Consider the following 15,385-nt stretch of genomic DNA (forward strand, 5'->3'; position numbering starts at 1 on the left):
ACCGCTCTTGTTTTAATGATATCAGTATTCCTTTATATGAATAAGGATAAATTTGTCTATGTAGGTTCAGTAGATATTATTGAAGTCGATTGCAGCAAAAAACTTCAAATCTTGAGCGAAGTTTTTGAAAGTGACCAAAGGATTAGAAAATCAAATGAACTCATCAAATACGCTAAAGAAGACCATAGGAATCAGGAGTTAGTGATTAGCATTATTGAAAAGTGTGGTATGCCAACATTAAAGGAGGTGGGTCAAAGACAAATGGATGCAATCTGGTTGGGACTGCAACATAGTACTGAAGAAATCAGAAAAAAGTATTTTCCACAAATAGAGAAAGCGGTAAAAAATGGAGACTTATCTAAACAGCAATATGCATTGATGAAAGATAGGATGTTAATGGACGAAGGAAAACCCCAAATATATGGTTCACAAATAGAAAATGGTAAATTGTATAAATTAGAAAATCCTGAAACTGTAAACGAAAGAAGAAAAGAAATGGGATTGGAACCAATAGAGGATTATCTAAAGTATTTCAATATTCAGTTCAATCCGAATTAACAACACAACATATAATCACGTAGAGGGCTCCGGTCATAACACCTCCGTTCTACCTTCTCGCTTATAAGACGAGGCTTATAACCTCTAAATCCTTCATTTTGGGAATACGTCTCTAATAAGATAAAAGTATTTCATCTGAAATTTCCCGTAAAACTTCCAAAATTCTTTCGTAATTTACAATTACGTTGTTCATTGTAAATGTTTTGTGGTAAAAACAATTTACTGATTTTCAATCGAATGAACAACTTATTTCTTTGCATTCATAATGCACAACGGTTTGATCAACTAGTATTTAAATTAACTTTTAAATAGTAGTCGGAATAAATGTTGGTTGAAAATTCATCTTAATTTCACACATCAAAACTTTCAAAACCCTTAAATTTGTGCCACTAAAAAGTTATTCAATGCTTAGGAAAATTTCAATTGCGGCAGTGGCAATGCTGTCTGTAATTACCATCAATGCTCAAAAAAATAAGAATTCACAGGTCGAAAGACCAAAATTGGTTGTAGGTTTGGTCATTGATCAGATGAGGTGGGATTATTTGTACCGTTATTACAGCAAATACGGAAATGACGGTTTCAAAAGACTTTTAAACAAAGGATATTCTCTTAATAATGTGCATATTCCTTACGTTCCTACGGTTACGGCTTTAGGTCATACTTCAATTTATACAGGTTCGGTTCCTGCGATTCATGGGATTGCCGGAAATGATTGGACAGACAAAGAAACGGGTAAAAATGTATACTGTACAACTGACGAAAGTGTAAAACCGGTAGGGACAACCAATGTGAAAGTAGGAAGTCATTCTCCCAAAAATCTTTGGTCTACAACGGTTACAGACGAGTTGAGATTAGCAACCAATTTTCAAGGGAAAGTAGTAGGGGTTTCTTTAAAAGACAGAGCTTCGATTCTTCCTGCTGGTCACACTCCGAACGGTGCTTATTGGTTTGATGATTCTACAGGTGATTTTATTACGAGTACTTGGTACATGAATGATTTGCCGCAATGGGTAAAATCTTTCAATGCACAGGATTTACCAACAAAAATGGTCGCAAATGGTTGGAACACTTTATTGCCAATCAATCAATATACAGAAAGTTCACCCGATAATGTGTCTTGGGAAGGACTTTTAGGAAGTTCAAAAACACCTACTTTCCCATATTCAAATCTTGCTGAAGATTATAAAACTAAAAAAGACAACATCCGTTATACTCCTTTCGGAAATACTTTAACGCTGAAATTGGCTGAAGCTTCTGTAGAAGGTGAAAACTTGGGAGCAGATGATGTTACTGATATTCTAGCTATCAATTTAGCATCAACAGATTATGTCGGACATAAGTTTGGCCCGAATTCTATTGAGGTAGAAGATGTTTATTTAAGATTAGATCAGGATTTAGCAAAATTCTTTAAATATTTAGATGAAAAAGTAGGGAAGAATAAATACACGGTTTTTGTTTCGGCAGATCATGGTGGAGCTCATTCTGTAGGGTTTTTGCAAGAACATAAGATTACCACAGGTTTTTATGGAGAGGGAATGGAAAAAAGCCTTACTGAAAAATTGAAAGCTCAATTTGGAGTTGATAAATTAATTAACGGAGTAGATAATTATCAGATTTACTTCGACAGAAAATTAATAGCAGATAACAATCTGGATTTAGAACTAATTAAGAAATTTGCGGTTCAAGAGCTTGAAAATGATCCTTCAGATTTGTATGCAGTGTCTACAACGGCAGTACAGGAAGCAAGTATTCCGGAACCTATTAAACAAAGGATCATTAATGGAATCAACAGACAGAGAAGTGGTGATATTCAATTGATTTCTCACGATTCTATGCTTCCTCCGTATTCAAAAACTGGTACTACACACAGTGTTTGGAATTCTTACGACGCACATATTCCATTGATTTTTATGGGATGGGGAATCAAGCATGGCGAAAGCAATAAACAATATCACATGACCGATATTGCGCCTACGGTTTCAGCTTTGTTACATATTCAGTTTCCAAGCGGAAATGTAGGAAACCCGATTACTGAAGTTATTGGCCGATAAAATAACTTTTATAAAAAATATTATCGAAATGCGCTTACATTGTAGGCGCATTTTTGTTTTTATATGTAACAATCTTGTGATTAAATCTACTCATAACATCAAAAACTATATGGAAAACATTATAGAAATCAATAATCTCAATTTTGGTTTCGACAGTCAGAAGCTTATTCTGAAAAATGTGAATCTTAAAGTTCCAAAAGGTTCAATCTATGGTTTTCTCGGAGCAAACGGAGCCGGGAAATCTACTACGATGAGACTGATTATGGGATTGTTTAATGATAAGACCAATTCGGTAAAAGTTTTCAATCAGAATGTTTCTGAAATTTATCCTAAAGCTTTACAAAATATCGGCGCATTGATCGATTATCCGGCTTTCTACGATCATCTTTCCGGATATGATAATTTAAAAATCGTCTGTATTATCAAAAATCTGAATACTCAGACAATTGGCGAGGTTTTGGAAACCGTGGGTCTTTCTCATGCCCGAAATATTAAAATGAAGAAATATTCTTTAGGGATGAAGCAAAGACTTGCGATTGCTTTAGCGTTGATCAGTAATCCTGAACTTTTGGTATTGGATGAGCCTGTTAATGGATTAGATCCGAACGGAATGCTTGAAGTACGAGAATTACTCATTAAACTCAACCGTGAAAAGGGAGTAACTGTTTTTATATCTAGTCATTTATTGTTGGAAATCGATAAAATGGTAACGCATTTAGGAATTATCTCCAATGGTGAAATTAAATTTGAAGGAAGCAAAGAGCAGCTTAATGATTTGTATAAATTTCAAAAAACGAAATTTCATTTGAATGATGCTGAAAAATTTAATGATGTTTTAAAAAGCCAATATGAAACAGAGCTGAAGTCTGAAACTGAAATCTCGGTTGTTACCAATTCTCAAATGGAAATTGCAGCAATCAACACGCTTTTGGTGAATAATGGCGCTCAGATCTATCAGATTTCTGCAGCAGGAGGTCTTGAAGAATGGTTTATGGAAATTACAAAACAAAACTAAAAGATGAAAAAAGAATTAAAATATATTAAAACTGCTTTTGCAGCAGAATGGCTTAAAACAAAGAACCTTGGATTGCTCATTTTAGCACTTTTCTTCGCATTGGTACTTCCCATTTTAAGCATTGTTGTACAGATTTTTAATGAGAGCTCAAGAAAATATGATGGTGTACTTACCTCTGTAACTAAAGATTCTTTGATAGATGGAGTAGGTTCTTTCGGAACATTTTTTATGCTTCTTTTCATCATTATTGCTGCCACAAGAATTGCACAGACCGATCATAAAAACAACGGCTGGACCTTCCTTGAAACGCAGCCTTTAAGCAAATTCAGTATTTACTCGGGAAAATTTTTGGTTTTAGTGGCACTTACCACGATTTCTTTGGTTACGTTTTTTGTTGCTACGATGATTTCAGGTTTCCTGGCTCAGGTTTTATTTCCTCAGGAGAATTTAACGTATGCTGTAGATTTTTATTGGGTTTCGCAGACTTTTGTAAGAATGTTTGTTTTGAGTTTAGGCATTATTTCGCTTCAGATGATGTTGTCTATTATAATTCCCGGGTTTATATGGCCATTTGTTATTGGTTTTGTAGGCTTTGTAATTAATATTGTAGGTAAAATAAGACAGGAAACTTATGATTATTCACCTTACAACAATATCGATACAGCACTTTTTTATAAAGACTCTTATAAGTTGAATCACTTTTTTAATTATACAGAATACTTAAGTCTTTTCTGGGCAATTGTATTTTTTGTGATAGGTTATATTTGGTACAGCAGAAGAGGGTTTAAAAATGCTTTTCTGAGAAACGGAGGGACAATTGCTAAAACTTTAGTCGGAATAATAGTTTTTGCAGGAATATATTTCTTTATTACTAAACCAGATTATCCGCAAAAAGATAAAGCAGTCACTTCGATTCAGGGAAGTATTTATTCGCCTAATGAAGTGAAAACTGTAAAAATTGTTTCTGAAGAATTAAAAGAACCTTTAGCCGATATTCCTGTGAAAGATGGTAAGTTTTCTTGGGAATCTAAAAATAATTTAGATCTGGCTACTTATATTTTAATTGTTGATAAAAAACAGTATCCTTTTGTCTTGTCTAAAGGCGATCAAATAAATTTTGATATTAAATCTGATCCCAAACATTTTGAAGTTACATTAAAAGGAACCCGAAAAGCAGAAGACCAATATGTGATTGCAAAATCAGGTAGATTTTCTATGTTTTACTCATTTATTGTTGCCGATAAACAATTAACCAATGATCCTGAAGAATTTTATAAAGCGGCAAATGAAGAATGGGAAGAAGGAAAAAAATATCTTGGAAATTACCGCACAAAGGAGAATATTTATTTTGCAGACGATTTCAGACAGTTTCAGCAGCAGAAAAATGCGGTTGCTCTTTTGAATGCCATTTATGATTATCAGAAAATGACCTCATTTACAAATAAGAAATTTGCGCCGCCTCAAGATTTAATGAAAGAGCTTCAGGATATTGTGAAAAAGCCGACTTCAATGCTTTTATCAAACGTAGATTACAAGAACTGGAAATTAAAAGAGTTTTTACCAAAAGATGGAACAAAAAATCCTGACAGTATTGTGTTTGTAAAACTTTCACAAATGCCTAAAAGCTTAGAAAAAGATCAGTTGCTTTCTTTTCAGATGTTGAAAGTGATGAATTTGATTAAAGATGAAAATCAGCGTAAAGAATTGTTCAAAAAGAAGTTTTCAGAATTTCAAAATTCTAAATACCAAATGTTTGTGGGTTCTCAGTTGCAGGTGATCAACAATCAGCAAAAAGGAAAACCTTTTCCTGCCATTGCATTTGAAGACGAATCTGGTAAGAAAATGAGCTTGGCTAAATTTAAAGGCAAATACGTGGTGATTGATCTTTGGGCAACTTGGTGTGCTCCTTGTAGAGAGACAACTCCTGTTTTTGAATATCAAGCCAATAAATATTCTTACAATGATAAATTGGTCTTCTTATCTGCAAGCATTGATGCAGATAAAAATAAATGGAAACTTGATTTGAAAAATAAGAAATCTGCAGTCATTCAATGGTGGATTTCTGATCCGAATGTTCTTAATAATCTTGGTGTAGAAGGAATTCCGAGATTTATAATGATTGATCCTGAAGGAAAAATTTACAACGCCAATCTCCCAAGACCGGATGAAACCAATTTTATTAATATTATTGATGAGATTTCAGAGAATGATAATTTTACCGTTAGTTTTTAAATAAAATTAAATTCTTTAAATACAAAAAGCCGTATCATATTTAATGTGATACGGCTTTTCATTTATTTGTAGATCAATTATTGCTCATCAATTTCCTCGTCCTCATCTTCATATTGCTCAAGAAAATAAGTAAAAGTAAAATCTTCTACTTCCTCTTCTGCATCTTCTAAAGTAATCAAAAGATCTTCAAAAAGTTCAAGCTGATCGACGCTCAAATTCACAAACTCGATGTGAAGCGGCATTTCAAGTTCGCCAGAAATAACATCAGAAAGTGCATCCAAATTATCTCCGAAGTGCTCCGGAAGCTTTATCTTTTCTTTTAGTTGAGTATAAAAATCTTCGTAATCTCCGATTTCTGTAAAGTCAATGTATATTGTATTCATAGTTTATTTTTTTATGATGTACAAATTTAAGAGTTTTATTGTCATTGCGAGAAGCGAAGCGACGAAGCAATCTTAAAAAAATCAAATTTAAATTCAATCTCAAAAATGATTCATAGTATCCAAAATATCATTCGTCAAATTCTAAGACATTACTTTTTCTCAAAACTCTTATAATGATCTTTTGTTAAATAGACTTCACCATTTTTAGTAAAAACAATTCTATCACTATTTCTGTTTCCGCAATTGTAATTAACATCTGCTTCAAAATACTTTTCACCCTTTGGTAGCTTTCCTTCACGGTTTCCAAAATAATCTCCACCAATTGCTTTTCCTGGCAAAACTTCACAAAGATTTCCCTGAGAAGGATTCCAACCCAGCTTTTTAGCTTCATTCTTTGTTATGTAATATTCAGGAAGCTGATGATTTTGTTTGATATAACTAATCACAGTGTTTTCATTCGTGAGAGCATCAATTGATTGCTGAACTGATTGATTAATGGATGCTTCTGAAACCTTTTCAGTCTTTGGTTGCGGTTTTTTCTCAGCAATGAAATTATTGTAAATGTACATCACAGACATTCCGAAAAGAAGTCCGAGACAGGCAAAGAAAAACGAACGGATTTTAGGATTCATAATTTTATAGTCAATGGTTAATTTAACTTCGCTAGTGAATTGTTAATTTTAAATATACAAATAGAATTGCAAAAATTCACAACTGACAATTCACTTGCAAAGCAAAATTCACTTTTATGCTCTCCACTCTTCATTAATATCGCATACAGGAATGGGATTGATTTTATGTTGCGCAGCTTTATTCATTCTGCTGAAAATCTTGAAGACCTCCAAATCTCTTCCACTGTAATCTGTTTCAGTTTTTGTTCCCCATTCTTTTTGGATTTTTTCTAATTCAGGATACGTAGCTCCAATCTGCATTTCATCAGTTCTTTCTGCATCCCAAAGTCCGTCCGTAGGAATAGCTTCCTGAATATTTTTAACCAAATTTAAAGCTTTCGCTAATTCATAAACCTCAGTTTTATAAAGATCAGCAATAGGAGAGATGTCAACACCGCCGTCGCCATATTTCGTGTAAAAACCAATTCCGAAATCTTCTACTTTATTTCCGGTTCCACAAACCAAAAGACCGTTGATTTGTCCGTAATAGTATAAAGTAAGCATTCTCAAACGCGATCTCGTATTTGCAAAAGCCAATTTTTCGTTTGGAAATTTATCATCATGTACATCAAAAGTTTTGTACAATTCTTCAAAAGCTGGGGTAAGATTCACTGACATTGCTTCAACATTCGGGAATTTAGATTTTAAATCATTCATGTGTTCCCAAGCTCGGTTTACCTGATCTTCTTTCTGGCGAATCGGCATTTCGATCAACAAAGTTTTTAAACCTGTCATTGCTGCCAAAGTAGAAACCACTCCGGAATCTACACCACCCGAAACTCCGATTACATAACCTTTTACTCCTGATTTTTCGGCATAATCTTTTAGCCAGTTTACAATATGATCTATTACTTTTTGTGTCTGCATTGTCTATTTTTTATTATTTAAAATTTTCTTTTTTAAGTTCATACCAGAAACAAATTCCGTCTGGTTCGGTAAATTCGCCTTTATTTTCAAAACCGAGTTTGGTTAGAATTTTACTTGATGCAAGATTTTGAGAGTGAACTGCGGCATAAACTACATCAACGTTTAGTTCATTAAAACTAAATTCAAGAGAAGCTTTTGCAGATTCGAAAGCGTATCCTTTTCCCCAAGTTTCAGGAAGAAATCTATAACCGAGATCAAAGAAGTTTTTGTGTCCGTTGAGTTCTGTAGTGTGCAGTTTCAGTCCGCTCCATCCGATGAGAAGTCCGCTTTCTTTTTCGATAACGGCAAGTCTTCCCAAACCATTATCTTTATATTGCTGCATAATCATTTTTACCACTTCTTTAGATTCTTCAACTTTTGAAAGTGTAGGCATACCAATATATTTCATGACTTCAGGGTCGGAATCAAGAAGAAACAAACGTTCATAATCTGCTTCTTCAAATTTTCTTAAAATCAGTCTTTTTGTTTCTAAATACATGCTTTATTTTTTTTCAAACCCAAAAATAGTAACATCTTGTGTAGCTTTTTTAATATCGGATTCTTTTAAAGGATTTCCTCTCACATTCATACTCTGTAAATTCAGATTTTTAGAAATATCAAGTTTTTGAATTTGATTGTGTTCGATGTTTAATTTTCGTAAATATTTTAGAGTACTTACGTCAATTGCCTTTAATTTATTTAAAGATATAGTTAATTGATCAATTCTTGATGTTGAATTCAGCGAAACATCTGTAATTTGGTTGTTGTCAAGATAAAGTGACGTTAAAAACTCAATATTTTCTGCTGAAAAAGTTGATGTTTTACAATTAGTGCACGAAAAAAGATTAAGCTTCTTTAGACTTTTAATAGAAATATGTGAAATTGAATTTTCATCAAGAACTATCATTTTAATATTCTTAAAATAAGCCAAATCATCAGTTATTGTAATGCCTTTTTTTACTACGAAAAGATTTTCTACTTTTTCTGCTTCAAACTGGTTGATTAATCCGTCTTTGTTTAAATCGAAATTTTCTACAACTGCTTTTTCTAAGTTTTTATCCTTAAAAATAAGATTTTGACAATTGAAAAAGGAAATTGCTGCAATCATAAAAAGGGAAGTAATTATTTTGCATTTCATCATTAAATTGTGTTTAATTCATTATTTTTGTAAACTTAAATTTCATGTAAAAATAATGAAGATTTTTAGAATTGCAGCACTTTCATGCCTTTTAGTTTTAAGTTTAAACTCTTGTAAAAAAGAGGAAGAGACCAATTGGAAAGTTGAGATAAAAAATCCTGCCGAAAAAGTAGAGGTTACCGATATTTCAAAAGAATTTTACGATGTAAATGTTCCGATGGAGCAGTTTAAAGCTAAATTTCCATGGTTTCAGGGAACTGTTTCTGATGCAGATTTTGCCAAAAATAGAGTGAATCCTGATGAAGTGAAGATTTATAAGGAAGCAATTTCAAAAATCGATCAGATGAAGCTTCAAAAAGAGCTTCAGGATTTATTCTCGCACATCAAATATTATTTTCCGGCATTTAAAACTCCGAAAGTTTATTTGTTTTCATCAACATTACAGATGATTCAGGATCCAATTTTTTATGATGATAAAACCAATTTTCTTTTTATTGATGTAAGTGGTTTTATGGGAACTAATAATGCAAATTATAAAGGTTTGGAGACTTATTTTCAGAAGTCAATGAATCCAAACAATATTGTTCCTAAAGTATCAAGAATTTTTGCAGAACAGATTGCTCCTTTTTCAACAGATCACCAAAAATTCATCGATCTTTTGGTGTACAATGGAAAAATAATGTTGCTTCAGGATGCTTTCCTTCCCGAAACTCCAGATTATCTAAAAATGGATTATGATAAAAAACAGTATGATTGGTCAGTTGCAAACGAGGCTAATATTTACAATTATTTTGTTGAAAATAACTTGATTTTTGGTGACGATCACCGTTTGGTAGACCGTTTCATCAATCCGGGACCGTTTTCAAAATTTTATACTGAAATTGATAATGAATCTTCACCAATGGTCGGTGTTTTCACCGGATGGCAGATTTGTAAAGAATATTTAAAGAAAAACCCTGAAACAAAATTAACTGATTTCCTTAAAATGGATGCTACAGAAATCTTTAATAAAACAGGATACAAACCGAAGTTAGAAGAATAAGTAGTGTTGATGGGGATTGGTTGATGATTGATAGCTTTTAATATTATGTAATTCTAACAACTAACAACCAAAAACTAACAACCAATTAAACATATTAGAAAAATAGAAAAATGAGAAAGACTCAGATAACGATAGATGTAGAGCTGGATGAAAACCATATTCCTGAAAAAATGACCTGGAATGCTGAAGATGGTGGAGTAGAAAAAGAAGAGACAAAAGCGGTGATGATTTCCGTTTGGGACGAAAAAGCTTCTGAAGCTTTAAGAATCGACCTTTGGACAAAAGAAATGCCGGTTGACCAAATGAAAATGTTTATGCATCAGATTTTGCTTTCGATGGGAAATACCTATCAAAGAGCAACAGGAGAAGATGATGTTGCAACATGGATTGAGCAAATCGCAGAAGAATTTGCAATTAAATCAGCTATAAAAATGTAAACAATTAATGTAACAATCTACCAAAGTAACAATGTGAAAATCATTGGTAAACTGGTAAATTGATACATTGTTAAATTATAATACAATGAATTTCAATACAAAAGTTATACACGGAGGCCAACATCACGAATCTGCGACTGGTTCTGTAAATGTTCCTGTTTTTTTAACATCAACTTTCGCACAAAAAAGTCCGGGAGTACATTCGGGATATGAATACTCAAGAGCGGCAAACCCTACAAGACAGGCTTTGGAAGACTCTTTGGCAAGCATTGAAAACGGAGCGAGAGGTTTAGCTTTCGGTTCTGGTTTGGCTGCGATTGACTGTGTTTTAAAATTATTAAATCCGGGTGATGAAGTAGTTGCTGTAGATGATTTGTACGGTGGAACTTACAGAATGTTCACCAGACTTTTTGAAAAATATCAGTTGAAATTTACCTTCGTGAATTTTGATGATGTTTCTAAAATTGCTGATGTCATTACAGATAAAACGAAATTAATCTGGGTAGAAACTCCGACCAATCCATTGATGAAATTGGTTGATATCAAAGCAGTTGTAGAAATTGTAAAAGGAAAAGATATTTTGGTTGCAGTTGATAATACGTTCGCAACACCATATCTTCAAAGACCCATCGATTTGGGAGCTGATATTGTAATGCATTCTGCAACAAAATATTTGGGAGGTCATTCTGATGTGATTGCTGGAGCTCTAATTGCTAAAGATGCTGAATTGGGAGAAAAATTACACTTCATTCAATTTGCAAGTGGTGGAATTTTAGGTCCGCACGATTCTTATTTGGTTTTGAGAGGAATTAAAACCTTAGCTTTAAGAGTTCAGCGACATTCTGAAAACGGAATGGCTGTAGCAAAATATTTGGAATCTCATCCTGCAGTTGCGCAAGTAATTTATCCGGGATTAGAATCTCACCCGCAATATGAATTGGCAAAAGCTCAGATGAAAGATTTCGGAGGAATGGTTTCATTTACTTTTAAATCGGGTAAAAAAGAAGATGCGATTAAATTCTTAGAGAAAGTAAGAGTTTTCACTTTGGCTGAATCTTTGGGTGGAGTAGAATCTTTAGCTAATCATCCAGCTTTGATGACTCACGCATCAATTCCTGCAGAAAAACGTGCAGAATTAGGAATCACCGATGATTTGGTTCGTCTAAGCGTTGGAATCGAAGATGCAGAAGATTTGATTGCAGATTTGGAAAAAGCTTTTTCTTAAAATAATAAATCATAAGCATCCGTTTTTACAGCGGATGTTTGTTTTTACTCAAATTTTAACATGAAAAATACAAGAAAAGCTACCATTCAGGATTTACTTCAATTAGCTGAATTGTTTGATCAGTACAGAATTTTTTACCATAAAGAATCTGATATTCCATCTGCAGAAAGTTTTTTGAAAGAAAGAATTGAAAATAAAGATTCGGAAATTTTTGTTTCTGAAAGTGATGGAAAATTAGTTGGTTTTGTACAGTTGTATCCATTGTTTTCTTCCACAAGAATGAAGCGTTATTGGTTGTTAAATGATTTATTTGTCAATGAAAATTATCGTGGAAAAGGTTTTTCAAAAGAATTAATTGAAGAATCAAAAGAACTGGCAAAATCTACAAATGCAGCAGGAATTCTCCTAGAAACCGGAAAATCAAACGACGTCGGAAACAAACTATATCCATCTTGTGGATTTGAATTGTACGATGAGGTGAATTTCTACGAATGGACAAATAAATAATAGTGAATGGTCAATCGTCAATTGTGAATTTTCTCAGACTCATAACTCATCATTAATAACTTATAACTAAAAACATGACTGATTTTCAAAAATACATTCAAAGATATTTAGATCTCATTCCATCAGAAAATTGGTTGGAAGAATTAAAATTGGTTGGTGAAAAAACTGTTTCCCTATATTCTTATTTAATAGAAGAACAATCAAAGTATGCTTATGCAGAAGGAAAATGGACTTTAAAGGAAGTACTTCTTCATTTATCTGATACGGAAAGAGTTTTTCAATACAGAATTTTGGCTATTGCAAGAGGTGAAGAAAAGAATTTGCCGGGTTTTGATGAGGAATTGTATGCTCAAAATTCTTTTGCAAACGAAAGGAACTTAGATTCTTTGATTGAAGAGTATCAACTAATAAGAAATTCGTCTCTGATTTTACTGGAAACATTGAATCCGTCAGTTTTAAATAACATCGGAACAGCTAATGGAAACCAAATTTCAGCAGAAACCATTGGAAAACTGATTGTTGGTCATAATATTCATCATTTGAATATTATTGAGGAAAGATACCTGCCGAATTTGTGACACAATCGAAAACAAATATTGTAATTCTAATTAGTGTGTTGATCTTTTTAATATCACTCACACAAGATTGTATGATTTATCAATATTTCGGGGAAGTTAATTATCCTTCTTATTCTGCTCTATTATTTGGCGGGGCTCATTTTATAGCTGGAGGATTTTTGGAAGGCTGTATTTGGTTTGCCAATCCATTATTGATTTTTGGGTTGTTTTTATTATTTAAAAAGAATGATAAATCAATTTTCCCATTAATTATTTCTTCTTTTCTTGCATTTACATTCCTATTTTTTGAAAATTTAACTATGACAAAAAGTGGACGAATAGCTTCAATCACTGAGTTGAAATCAGGCTATTTTTTATGGTTAATTTCAATTTTATTTGCAACTTTCTACTCAATATTTATAAAAATTAAAAAATGGAAAACATTATCAACATATTAAAATCCGGCGGAACAATCCTTTATCCAACCGATACAATCTGGGGAATTGGTTGTGACGCAACCAACATAGACGCCATCAATAAAATTTTCGACATCAAGAAACGTGAAAAAAACAAATCCATGATTATTTTGGTGGAAACTGAAAAGAGATTACAGGATTTGGTTGATGTTCCGGAAATGGCTTGGGAAATTATGGATTTAAGTGAAAAACCTGTTACATTGGTTTATGAAAATCCAAGAGGTTTACCGAAAGAATTATTGGCAGAAGACGGAAGTATTGGAATTCGCCTAGTAAAAGATCTTTACTGCAAAAAGTTGATTACAAAACTGAACAAGCCTTTAGTTTCAACTTCAGCCAACTTCAGTGGAGATAAAAGTCCGTTGAAATTCTCCGATATTTCGAAAGAAATTATTGATTTGGTAGATTATGCTGTGGAAGAAAACAGAGAAAAAGTCTCACAATATTCAGGTTCTTCAGTCATTAAAATCTGGAGCGACAATCGTATAAAAGTTTTAAGAGAATAAAAGAAAAGATTTTAATTATCTTTGTAAAACCATTTAACCATTAAGAATTCGGAAATTTAGTTTTTATACTTAAAATCTGATTTCTTAATGGTTTTAAATTAGATATAAGCTAACAATTATAAAGCATTCAGTTGTAAGTCTAATATCTAAAGTCTAATATCTAACATCTTAAAAAAAATGTTCATCAACCTTAATCAAAATCAAAACTTAAAACTTTTCAAAATCATTTCTGAAGTTGCTGCGGCAAATAACCAATCGGTGTACATCGTTGGTGGTTTTGTGCGGGATCTTTTAATGAAAAGAAAAGCTTCTACCGATATTGATTTTGTGACCGAACAAAGCGGAATTGAATTGGCTCAAAATGTAGGAAAAGAAATCGATCCGAAAATTAAGGTTTCAATCTTTAAAACCTACGGAACGGCGATGATCAGATACAAAGACCTTGAACTGGAATTTGTTGGTGCCAGAAAAGAAAGCTACACCGAAGACAGCCGTAAACCCGACGTGGAAGGTGGAACCATTGAAGACGACCAGAAAAGAAGAGATTTTACCATCAATGCGATGGCAATTTCTTTAAACAAAGATAATTTCGGAGAACTGATTGATCCTTTTGACGGAATTGGAGATTTACAGAAAGGAATTCTCAGAACACCTTTGGAGCCTGCTCAAACCTATTCTGATGATCCGTTGAGAATGATGAGAGCAATTCGTTTTGCTTCTACTTTAAATTTTACGATTGAAGAAAATTCATTGGAAGCCATTAAAAAGGAAGCTGAAAGAATCAAGATTGTTTCAATGGAAAGAATTATGGTTGAGTTTAATAAAATCATGCTTTCCCAAAAACCTTCAATTGGCTTAAAATTAATGGAACAAACGGGATTAATGAAATTAATTATTCCCGAATTAATAGATTTAAAAGGGGTTGAAGAAGTTGAAGGACAAACGCACAAAGATAATTTTTACCATACTTTGGAAGTTGTCGATAATATTTCTGAAAATACAGATAATTTGTGGCTTCGATGGGCAGCTTTACTTCACGATATTGGAAAAGCTCCGACAAAAAAATTCGTTGAAGGAACAGGCTGGACTTTCCACGGGCACGAATTTTTAGGTTCAAAAATGGTAAAAACGCTTTTCTATAAACTAAAGCTGCCTTTGAGTGCCGACATGAAATACGTTCAGAAGATGGTTAAACTTTCTTCCCGCCCCATTGCATTAATTACAGATGATGCTTCAGATGCAGCATTGAGGAGACTCCTTTTTGATGCTGGAGATGACATGGAAGATTTATTTACACTTTGTAAAGCCGATATCACAACAAAAAATTCCAGAAAACAGGAGAAATTCAAGAAAAATTTTGAATATGTTGCAGTGAAAATTAAGGAGGTTGAGGAAAAAGATCAGGTACGAAACTTTCAGCCACCAATTTCCGGAGAAGAAATTATGACGATGTTTAATTTAAAACCCGGAAGAGAAATTGGGATTTTAAAGGAAAAAGTAAAAGAAGCAATTCTTGAAGGCGAAATCGGAAATGACAGCGAAGAAGCAAGAAATTTCGTGATTGCAGAAGGTGAAAAGTTGGGATTGACTTTAGCTTAAAACCTAATTAAACAATAAATTATATAGCAATAGATTTTTATCTGTTGCTTTTTTTTTGCTTGAAATTTAACTATAAATAATT

Annotated in this window: 17 protein-coding genes; 12 read left to right on the forward strand and 5 right to left on the reverse strand. The window is 33.0% G+C overall.

The window, feature by feature from the left end; genetic code table 11:
• The first annotated feature begins 15 nt into the window (after nucleotides 1-15).
• The 4 genes from OF897_RS03745 to OF897_RS03760 all read left to right on the forward strand — a co-directional run bounded on the left by OF897_RS03745 (nucleotide 16) and on the right by OF897_RS03760 (nucleotide 5,856).
• Nucleotides 16-558, forward strand: a complete 543-nt coding sequence (locus OF897_RS03745; protein ID WP_267264354.1) for a DUF6624 domain-containing protein — start codon at nucleotides 16-18, stop codon at nucleotides 556-558.
• A 404-nt stretch (nucleotides 559-962) separates the two neighbouring features.
• Complete coding sequence (gene pafA, locus OF897_RS03750) at nucleotides 963-2,609, forward strand: alkaline phosphatase PafA (RefSeq protein WP_267264355.1); 1,647 nt, start codon at nucleotides 963-965, stop codon at nucleotides 2,607-2,609.
• Nucleotides 2,610-2,718: 109 nt separating this feature from the next.
• Entirely contained in the window at nucleotides 2,719-3,624 is a 906-nt protein-coding gene (locus OF897_RS03755) for an ABC transporter ATP-binding protein (protein WP_267264356.1), read from the forward strand.
• Nucleotides 3,625-3,627: 3 nt separating this feature from the next.
• Nucleotides 3,628-5,856: a redoxin family protein gene (locus OF897_RS03760; RefSeq protein ID WP_267264357.1), complete on the forward strand. Its 2,229-nt coding sequence runs from the start codon at nucleotides 3,628-3,630 to the stop codon at nucleotides 5,854-5,856.
• 77 nt (nucleotides 5,857-5,933) lie between these two features.
• Here the strand turns inward: OF897_RS03760 and OF897_RS03765 are convergent, their stop codons facing one another.
• The 5 genes from OF897_RS03765 to OF897_RS03785 all read right to left on the reverse strand — a co-directional run bounded on the left by OF897_RS03765 (nucleotide 5,934) and on the right by OF897_RS03785 (nucleotide 8,957).
• On the reverse strand, nucleotides 5,934-6,239 hold the full coding sequence (locus tag OF897_RS03765) for a barstar family protein (protein WP_267264358.1): 306 nt from the start codon (nucleotides 6,237-6,239) through the stop codon (nucleotides 5,934-5,936).
• 149 nt (nucleotides 6,240-6,388) lie between these two features.
• Nucleotides 6,389-6,871: a ribonuclease domain-containing protein gene (locus OF897_RS03770; protein WP_267264359.1), complete on the reverse strand. Its 483-nt coding sequence runs from the start codon at nucleotides 6,869-6,871 to the stop codon at nucleotides 6,389-6,391.
• Between the two features lie 114 nt (nucleotides 6,872-6,985).
• Nucleotides 6,986-7,777: an NAD(+) synthase gene (gene nadE, locus OF897_RS03775; protein ID WP_267264360.1), complete on the reverse strand. Its 792-nt coding sequence runs from the start codon at nucleotides 7,775-7,777 to the stop codon at nucleotides 6,986-6,988.
• A gap of 13 nt (nucleotides 7,778-7,790) precedes the next feature.
• Complete coding sequence (locus OF897_RS03780; protein WP_267264361.1) at nucleotides 7,791-8,315, reverse strand: GNAT family N-acetyltransferase; 525 nt, start codon at nucleotides 8,313-8,315, stop codon at nucleotides 7,791-7,793.
• A gap of 3 nt (nucleotides 8,316-8,318) precedes the next feature.
• A complete protein-coding gene (locus tag OF897_RS03785; RefSeq protein WP_267264362.1) occupies nucleotides 8,319-8,957 on the reverse strand; it encodes a leucine-rich repeat domain-containing protein in 639 nt (212 codons plus the stop codon).
• A gap of 52 nt (nucleotides 8,958-9,009) precedes the next feature.
• Between OF897_RS03785 and gldB the strand changes: the two genes are divergently transcribed.
• The 8 genes from gldB (at nucleotide 9,010) to OF897_RS03825 (ending at nucleotide 15,303) form a co-directional block, all read left to right on the forward strand.
• The gene (gene gldB / locus OF897_RS03790) at nucleotides 9,010-9,996 is read left to right on the forward strand and encodes a gliding motility lipoprotein GldB (protein ID WP_267264363.1); all 987 of its coding nucleotides are present in this window, start codon (nucleotides 9,010-9,012) and stop codon (nucleotides 9,994-9,996) included.
• 110 nt (nucleotides 9,997-10,106) lie between these two features.
• Nucleotides 10,107-10,433, forward strand: a complete 327-nt coding sequence (gene gldC, locus OF897_RS03795) for a gliding motility protein GldC (protein WP_267264364.1) — start codon at nucleotides 10,107-10,109, stop codon at nucleotides 10,431-10,433.
• An 85-nt stretch (nucleotides 10,434-10,518) separates the two neighbouring features.
• Nucleotides 10,519-11,658, forward strand: coding sequence for a cystathionine gamma-synthase (locus OF897_RS03800; RefSeq protein ID WP_267264365.1), 1,140 nt, complete (start codon nucleotides 10,519-10,521; stop codon nucleotides 11,656-11,658).
• A 60-nt stretch (nucleotides 11,659-11,718) separates the two neighbouring features.
• Nucleotides 11,719-12,165 carry a GNAT family N-acetyltransferase gene (locus OF897_RS03805; RefSeq protein ID WP_267264366.1) on the forward strand — a complete coding sequence of 149 codons (447 nt, stop codon included), beginning with the start codon at nucleotides 11,719-11,721 and terminating at the stop codon, nucleotides 12,163-12,165.
• Nucleotides 12,166-12,239: 74 nt separating this feature from the next.
• A complete protein-coding gene (locus tag OF897_RS03810; protein ID WP_267264367.1) occupies nucleotides 12,240-12,743 on the forward strand; it encodes a DinB family protein in 504 nt (167 codons plus the stop codon).
• 71 nt (nucleotides 12,744-12,814) lie between these two features.
• Nucleotides 12,815-13,180: a hypothetical protein gene (locus OF897_RS03815; protein WP_267264368.1), complete on the forward strand. Its 366-nt coding sequence runs from the start codon at nucleotides 12,815-12,817 to the stop codon at nucleotides 13,178-13,180.
• A complete protein-coding gene (locus tag OF897_RS03820) occupies nucleotides 13,156-13,704 on the forward strand; it encodes an L-threonylcarbamoyladenylate synthase (protein ID WP_267264369.1) in 549 nt (182 codons plus the stop codon). Before OF897_RS03815 ends, OF897_RS03820 begins: the two co-directional genes overlap by 25 nt.
• 177 nt (nucleotides 13,705-13,881) lie before the next feature.
• Nucleotides 13,882-15,303: a CCA tRNA nucleotidyltransferase gene (locus OF897_RS03825; protein WP_267264370.1), complete on the forward strand. Its 1,422-nt coding sequence runs from the start codon at nucleotides 13,882-13,884 to the stop codon at nucleotides 15,301-15,303.
• Nucleotides 15,304-15,385 lie beyond the last annotated feature (82 nt).

Source organism: Chryseobacterium formosum, from assembly GCF_026460885.1.
GTDB lineage: Bacteria > Bacteroidota > Bacteroidia > Flavobacteriales > Weeksellaceae > Chryseobacterium > Chryseobacterium formosus.

Coding starts and splice junctions, on each gene's coding strand:
- OF897_RS03770 (WP_267264359.1), bottom strand. CDS start 6,871: ATGAATCCTAAAATCCGTTCGTTTTTCTTTGCCTGTCTCGGACTTCTT.
- OF897_RS03820 (WP_267264369.1), top strand. CDS start 13,156: ATGGAAAACATTATCAACATATTAAAATCCGGCGGAACAATCCTTTAT.
- gldB (WP_267264363.1), top strand. CDS start 9,010: ATGAAGATTTTTAGAATTGCAGCACTTTCATGCCTTTTAGTTTTAAGT.
- OF897_RS03815 (WP_267264368.1), top strand. CDS start 12,815: ATGATTTATCAATATTTCGGGGAAGTTAATTATCCTTCTTATTCTGCT.
- OF897_RS03800 (WP_267264365.1), top strand. CDS start 10,519: ATGAATTTCAATACAAAAGTTATACACGGAGGCCAACATCACGAATCT.
- gldC (WP_267264364.1), top strand. CDS start 10,107: ATGAGAAAGACTCAGATAACGATAGATGTAGAGCTGGATGAAAACCAT.
- OF897_RS03825 (WP_267264370.1), top strand. CDS start 13,882: ATGTTCATCAACCTTAATCAAAATCAAAACTTAAAACTTTTCAAAATC.
- OF897_RS03810 (WP_267264367.1), top strand. CDS start 12,240: ATGACTGATTTTCAAAAATACATTCAAAGATATTTAGATCTCATTCCA.
- OF897_RS03765 (WP_267264358.1), bottom strand. CDS start 6,239: ATGAATACAATATACATTGACTTTACAGAAATCGGAGATTACGAAGAT.
- OF897_RS03785 (WP_267264362.1), bottom strand. CDS start 8,957: ATGATGAAATGCAAAATAATTACTTCCCTTTTTATGATTGCAGCAATT.
- OF897_RS03745 (WP_267264354.1), top strand. CDS start 16: ATGATATCAGTATTCCTTTATATGAATAAGGATAAATTTGTCTATGTA.
- OF897_RS03760 (WP_267264357.1), top strand. CDS start 3,628: ATGAAAAAAGAATTAAAATATATTAAAACTGCTTTTGCAGCAGAATGG.
- OF897_RS03805 (WP_267264366.1), top strand. CDS start 11,719: ATGAAAAATACAAGAAAAGCTACCATTCAGGATTTACTTCAATTAGCT.
- OF897_RS03755 (WP_267264356.1), top strand. CDS start 2,719: ATGGAAAACATTATAGAAATCAATAATCTCAATTTTGGTTTCGACAGT.
- pafA (WP_267264355.1), top strand. CDS start 963: ATGCTTAGGAAAATTTCAATTGCGGCAGTGGCAATGCTGTCTGTAATT.
- OF897_RS03780 (WP_267264361.1), bottom strand. CDS start 8,315: ATGTATTTAGAAACAAAAAGACTGATTTTAAGAAAATTTGAAGAAGCA.
- nadE (WP_267264360.1), bottom strand. CDS start 7,777: ATGCAGACACAAAAAGTAATAGATCATATTGTAAACTGGCTAAAAGAT.